Raw genomic sequence first — 6,219 nt, 5'->3', positions numbered from 1 at the left:
TAAAACACTGTTTTTATTCAAATTGGCGTTTTTGTGTTGAAAAATGCTTGACAAAATCGCGTGTCTGTGGTAATATATCTCTTGCAGTGAGTTAATGTCACTATGCAGCAATTTAATATTTAGGGGTATAGCTCAGTTGGTAGAGCAGCGGTCTCCAAACGGGAACCGATACTTAATTCCCCGCATGATTACTGGATTTCTCAGGCTTGAATCTTCGGTTTCAAGCCTTTTTTCGTGTTTTGATTTTTGCAAGTCGCTAAAGTGATTTATGCAAAACCGAGGTTAAAACCTGCAAAAGATTTTGGAACAGCATCAAAAGACCAGCAATTTTTCACCATCCCCTCAAAACCCCTATTGTTCGTTCTTACTATCACCCGACTGATACTTTTTTAGTCGGATTTGTGCTGATTATAAACGGTTGCATTTTCACCAAATTCTTAAAACCAAATTAAATTTTAATCTCCACCGGGATAAATGATAAAAGCGCTGCACTTAAACGATAAAGTCAAGTGCAGCGTTTGCTTTTTTAATATAAATTTGTCAGAACTCCCGTCAGCATTTTCAGCACACAAAATGACGCTAAACTCACTTCATCGCAAAGTGGGTTTGATATGTTCCTTAAAGATATCACGAAGATAATCAACTACGCCATGCGCGGCATGAATCGTTCCCAACATTAATTCGTCAGTATCTATTTTTGAAAAATGAATTTCGTATCCGTTATAGTGTATAAGCTGCGATAAAAACACACGCTGCGTTCTGCCGTTTCCTTCTCTGAACGGGTGGATGTAGTTTGTAGTACAATAGATATCCACGATTTCATCTATAAAGTCATCAAACGGCAAACCTCTGAAAAAGTCCATAGCCTTCAACCGCTTAAAGCAGTTCATGAGCAATTCGGGGATTTCATCATGCTTTGCAAACGCTGTTCCCTTTTTAGAAATATCTATTGTGCGGTATTCTCCCGCCCAAGTGTAAAGCGTATCAAACAATTGCCTGTGAATAGCCTTGTAATCGTTCTCATTGAAGCCGTCTTTAAGAGCAACTTGTTCCATTTCGGATGTTATCGCAAGAGTAATCATCGCTTCTAATTCCGCCAGCTTGGATTCGTCACGGATATTGTATTTATTGATTAGACACGTTGTTCCTTCGTAACAATTGTCACTAATCGAATCTACGCTATATGCCATTATGCAGATACTCCTACTTGTTTGAGCGCACGCGCTAAATACTCTTCAAAGGTTATTTCGTTATTCAACAACTGCTCGCACCATTGCTTACTCTGTTCACTGACGGCAAAGCCCTCCATTTTAATAGATGCAGCTGCATTCTCAACAGCTTCTTTGTTGGTACACAAAAGCAATCACCTCTCAAATCTATCTGTCTCTATTATACCCGAAAAATTGCTTTCGTCAAGGATTTGGTTTCTTTGTTTTATGCGGCTCAAATTTTGAACACTTTGGGATGGTTTTAGAATTATAATACTTGCTCCTGCATAATTATTTAGAAATACACAATTTGGGCGTGAACTCGATGAAACGAAATCTATATCTCTGGCAATTTGCCGGATTTGTAATGACTGTACTCGGCGGAACCATATTGCATTTTTTGTATGGACTTACCAAAGAAAGCGTATTGGTCGCGCCGTTTTCAGCTGTCAATGAATCAATATGGGAGCACATGAAGCTAATGTACTTCCCGCTGTTTGTTTTCGCGCTGATACAAAGCAGATTTTTCAGGGAATACAACAGATTTTGGTGTATAAAACTGATTGGAATCATAACCGGGCTCGTGCTGATTCCCGTGCTGTTCTACACCTACAACGGAGCGTTCGGAAAATCTCCCGATTGGCTTAACATGACAATTTTCTTTCTCTCAGCAGCAATTGTTTTTATTTTGGAAACACTGCTTTTCAAACAGGACAGCTTGCATTGCAGATTTCATTGGATTCCCTTTGCTGTCATTTACTTTATCGGTGTGCTGTTTATTTTGTTCACCTTTATTACGCCCAAAATCCCGGTCTTTCAAAATCCGCTGACAGGATTATATGGTCTACAAAAATTATAAATTGCGAAAATGCCCGACAGCGTATAGAGTACTGCCGGGCTTTTCTTATTCTCCGGTGTAAAATGATTCCGTCATCAATCTGACGCCTATCCGAAAGCCGTTGATAAATCCCTCGCACTCACATAGACTGCTTTGATCTGTCAGTGCATCCTTGAGCTTTTCCAGAATCTCCGCTTCGTGCTCGTTGAGCGTCGATTTGAGTGCGGCTTCATGTCTGGTTATCAGTTTGTTTAGCCTGTCACCTTCGCTGTCTTTGGGAATGTCACGCTCATACGGATGAATGTTTCCGTAGAACAGTTCTCTGATAGTATCCATGCCGATACCTCCTTCAAGCACAACAGGATACCACAGAAAAAGAAAAAGTCCAGAACTTTTTTGAGTTATCTTTGTTTTAGCGTCGCAAATTTTGAATACACTCTTGCTCAGTTTTTACTATACACTACGTGTATAGTAAAAAAGGTCGTCTGCTGTTGGCAAATGTGGATATGTCGCCAAAACCGTTCAGACCTAATTTGATACCGCTTGTTCCAAAACTATTGAAACAAAAAAATATATATCGTATAATAATTTTATTGAGAAAATAAAAAGGGAAGGAGGGTGTTTATGAACACGAAAATGTTAGGTTTGTTGTATCCGATTATCGCCATTATTTCCGTAGCGGTTATGGTAATCTGGGGAATGCTCGGTGACGCATGGGGCATCAGTTGGATTGCGGTGTTTATCGGCGGCTGCCTGATGGCGATTTTGTCGATTGTCATTGCGGGACTGAAAAAGAACGGCAAAAAATGAGGTGACAAAATGACTGACACTAAAAAGGGCAGCAGGCTCTTTATGATTCTCAACTGCATCGCGCTGGGTATTATCGCGATGAACCTGACCGCGCCGGTGCACGAGGCGACACACCTGATTACGCAGATGATCGCGGGCGCTAAACCGATAGTGCTTGCCTTCGGCTGTGCCGGCACCGTCGACCCGACCGTCGGCATCGACTCCGTTTTCTGGAAGGTGATGTATACCGGCTCGGCGGCGCTAATGAACATCGCCATTGGCTTTATCCTGCTGATCGTCCTCAAAAAGTTTAAGCTCGGACCGTTGAGCAGACCGCTTGTGCTTATGACAACAATGATGCATTTCAGCATGGGCTTTGGTTACTTCCTCAGAGATTTCTTTTTGTATGATCCCAACCCCGATCCGGGCATTCAGCAGGGCGACTGGGCAAAGGTCTTTGAGAATTTCGGCGGCAATTTGGCGCTGAGAATCATTATGCTGATGATCGGCTGCATAGGAATACTGTTCGTGTTCTTTATCGCGTACCGTCAGGCGTTCCACTTCATCCGCGACAATAACGACAAAAAGGAGCGAAACAGAGTTGCCTCGGCGATTTATCTGTTTCCGTATCTTGTTAACGCTGTTGTATTCACGCTCGTTGAGCTGAACGGACCTGTCGCTAAGGATAATATCAACAGTTTTCTGATTATCAGCCCGATCATCAATATCTTCGGGATGATAGGCTTTTTCTGGGGCTATATGTTCGTCGCCCACATGGTAAAACCTCGAAAGCAGAATGTCTATTTCTTCTCTCCCTGCGTGGAAAGAAAGCTTGTGCTGTGGGTTTTCGCGGCGGCGCTGCTCGCGTTTGACGCACTGTTCCTCTGCCCGGGATTCTTCTTCTGACAACAAAATTAACACAACACCCCGACGGAATTTCTCCGCCGGGGTGCTTGTTTTGGGGAAAGGATTATTTTTTGATGTATGTCACGTCCGAGCCGAAGCTGTCTTTCATAATCAGCGTGTCGCCGTCAATGGTATATTCAAGAACAGTCGGAGCGTCAACATCCTCGTATGTAAATTCAATGGATGCGCCGTTGTCGGTATAGGTAAAGTTCATCACCGAACCGTATTCGTCGTATGTTCCCGTGCCGTTCGCATTGAACGTATATGTAAAGCCGCCGTCCGCATACTCCCACGAACCGACAAGGGATGAGCTGCCGTTGCTCTCGGTTGTTTCCGCCGCTGTGGTGCTTTCGATTGCCGCCGTAGTATCCGGCATTTTTGTTTCACCCGCCTCAGTCGTTTCGCTGCTTTGGCTTGAAGCGGACTCCGTTTTGCTGCTGTTTTCGCCGCTGCAGCCTGCCAACACAACGCACGAAAGGCAAATTGCAAATGTTAAGATACTGACTTTTTTCATTTCAAATCCTCTGTTGTAATTATTTATCCGTCAACCTCATATGCAACCGGCTTGCCGATAGGATATGGAATATCAAATTCCGCAAGATATTTCTGAATGGTAGTGGCGTCAGTAATATTCACTTCTCCGTCTTGGTTTGCATCTGCCAATAACATTTGTAAATCGCTAAAGGATTCAAGCTCCGCAAGTACACGCTGAATTGCGGTAACATCGCTGATTGTTACAATTCCGTCTTGGTTTGTATCTCCCAAAAGCGGCAGCGCTTCGTCAAGATTTCCGTAAATAACCTCAACCTCGCGGTCGCGGTAATCCGAAAGCAGCCCGTAATAATCGTAGAAATCCATTTCCTCGTAATCGTCAAGCGCCTTGTCGGCAAGCGCGGCCAGAAGATGATTTTCCACGGTAACCGTCATTACGGTAAACTCGTCGCCATTGCAGACCGTCAGCTCATGATTGCCGTCCGCGACGGTCGCAAGGAAATCGTCGGTAAAGGTCAGGATCATGCCCTCGTCCTTGTTGTAGTCAGCAGGCTTGCCACCGATGATTTCGGTGGGCTTTGTCAGCAAAGCGCCGTCCCAGAACACCTGATCGTCCTTTGCAACGTCGCCCTTCATATAAATCGCGTTTGCGGATGTGTTAATTTCGGCGTTGCGCAGGGTGGCAAGGCGGTAATTCTGTTCGGGATAGGTGTAGCTGTAATTATATGCTTTTTCGGGAGTGTGATAGCCGCAGACCGGGCACTCGTTATATGCCGTGACGAGCAGAGCGTTGGTATCCTCGCCGCCGTCAACGGGAATTGCCACGCGTTTGACCTCGCACTTTCTTTCGCCGTCCTCGTGCCACAGAATACGGGTGGAAGCGCCGCAGATGGTGCAATGCTGCCAGTGACCGTCCTCGTTGGATAGGGTTTCCCAATCGTGCGGGCAGTCGGCTTCGTCGATAACGACAAACTGCGCCCATGCCGAGCCGGAGAGCACACCGTTGCGGGTCGGGTTGGCGACAACGTTATAGGTTCCGATGTCCTTGATATTCTCAGGCGCGATCTCGACTTCAACCGCCTCGCCGTCCTCATCTTCAACAACCTGATAATAGGTCAGGGTGTAGTCCTCGCCCTCGGCATACTCGACGCCCATCTCGCTCGTCAGGGTAACGGCGGGCGGGGTAATCGGCTCGCCGGTATACGGAACATACTGATCGGAAAGGTTCATGCTGACGATACCGCCGTCGGCGTTTACCATCGTTCCAAGCGGATGGAGATTCGTCACTTTCTTGCCGTGCTCATCGCTCACGATGTTGAATACCATCGTGATCGCCGCTCCATCCCCGTTCTCATTAGAGAAGCAGGCGGTATAGCTGTACTCACCGTCATCGAGCGACATCAGGTAGTCGGTGCTGAGCGCGACCACAGCGCCGTCGTCCTCGGTGAAGCGCCATGTTTCGAGCTCGTCCTCGGAAATACCTTCATCCTCGCCTTCGCTGCCGTTCGCGCCTACAGAAGAGGAGTTCTTGTTATCTTTCGGCTTATAGCTTGCTATCTCCTTGCCGTTTTTGTCAAACATTTTACAGCTTCCGGCTTCATCGGTGTTCGTCAGCTTGGTCAGCCAACCGGACTGCAGGTTGGCAAAGTTCATCTCATTCGTTCCGGTAGCCTCATAGAGAGGACTGAGATACCACGATGGAATCAGCAGGTAGTACTTGTAACCCTCCAGATAATCCTGATCGCTGAAGCTCTGCAGTTGCTCAGGGTTCATTTTTACGATGGATTCAAAGGCAGCTCTGTAGTCCGCCCAACGCTCGACGTCGATAATAGGATAATCAAAGTAGCCTTGACGCACACCTTGGCAATCCTTACAGGTCTCGGTGTAATAACAGCGGTAGTTGTAGCGGGTGAACAGGTTGAACAGACCGCCCTTATAGGGAGTCGCTTCGAACTTGGTGATCTTGCGCGTCCCCTTGAAGTCGTG

8 protein-coding genes are annotated in these 6,219 nt (G+C 46.2%); 3 read left to right on the top strand and 5 right to left on the bottom strand.

Going from position 1 to position 6,219, the window contains the following annotated elements; translation table 11 throughout:
- Positions 1-590: 590 nt before the first annotated feature.
- Complete coding sequence (locus JKK62_RS16720; protein WP_201428921.1) at positions 591-1,190, bottom strand: Fic/DOC family protein; 600 nt, start codon at positions 1,188-1,190, stop codon at positions 591-593.
- On the bottom strand, positions 1,190-1,357 hold the full coding sequence (locus JKK62_RS16715; protein WP_176753605.1) for an antitoxin VbhA family protein: 168 nt from the start codon (positions 1,355-1,357) through the stop codon (positions 1,190-1,192). The genes JKK62_RS16720 and JKK62_RS16715 overlap by 1 nt, the downstream gene beginning before the upstream one ends.
- Before the next feature lie 176 nt (positions 1,358-1,533).
- On the opposite strand from JKK62_RS16715, the gene JKK62_RS16710 reads away from it, so the two are divergent.
- A complete protein-coding gene (locus tag JKK62_RS16710) occupies positions 1,534-2,067 on the top strand; it encodes a DUF6512 family protein (RefSeq protein WP_201428920.1) in 534 nt (177 codons plus the stop codon).
- A gap of 45 nt (positions 2,068-2,112) precedes the next feature.
- On the opposite strand, the gene JKK62_RS16705 is transcribed toward JKK62_RS16710, so the two are convergent.
- Positions 2,113-2,382: a DUF6809 family protein gene (locus JKK62_RS16705; RefSeq protein ID WP_092970415.1), complete on the bottom strand. Its 270-nt coding sequence runs from the start codon at positions 2,380-2,382 to the stop codon at positions 2,113-2,115.
- A 288-nt stretch (positions 2,383-2,670) separates the two neighbouring features.
- Between JKK62_RS16705 and JKK62_RS16700 the strand changes: the two genes are divergently transcribed.
- Complete coding sequence (locus JKK62_RS16700) at positions 2,671-2,856, top strand: hypothetical protein (protein ID WP_092970413.1); 186 nt, start codon at positions 2,671-2,673, stop codon at positions 2,854-2,856.
- A 9-nt stretch (positions 2,857-2,865) separates the two neighbouring features.
- Complete coding sequence (locus tag JKK62_RS16695) at positions 2,866-3,741, top strand: hypothetical protein (RefSeq protein ID WP_201428919.1); 876 nt, start codon at positions 2,866-2,868, stop codon at positions 3,739-3,741.
- A gap of 64 nt (positions 3,742-3,805) precedes the next feature.
- Here the strand turns inward: JKK62_RS16695 and JKK62_RS16690 are convergent, their stop codons facing one another.
- Positions 3,806-4,255 (bottom strand): DUF5640 domain-containing protein, encoded by a 450-nt coding sequence (locus JKK62_RS16690; RefSeq protein WP_201428918.1) that lies wholly within the window; start codon positions 4,253-4,255, stop codon positions 3,806-3,808.
- Between the two features lie 23 nt (positions 4,256-4,278).
- The coding region (locus JKK62_RS16685) for a dockerin type I repeat-containing protein (protein ID WP_201428917.1) at positions 4,279-6,219 on the bottom strand (1,941 nt) is incomplete at its 5' end.

The organism is Ruminococcus difficilis, from assembly GCF_016680995.1.
This window is presented reverse-complemented; position numbering and strand designations above follow the sequence as displayed.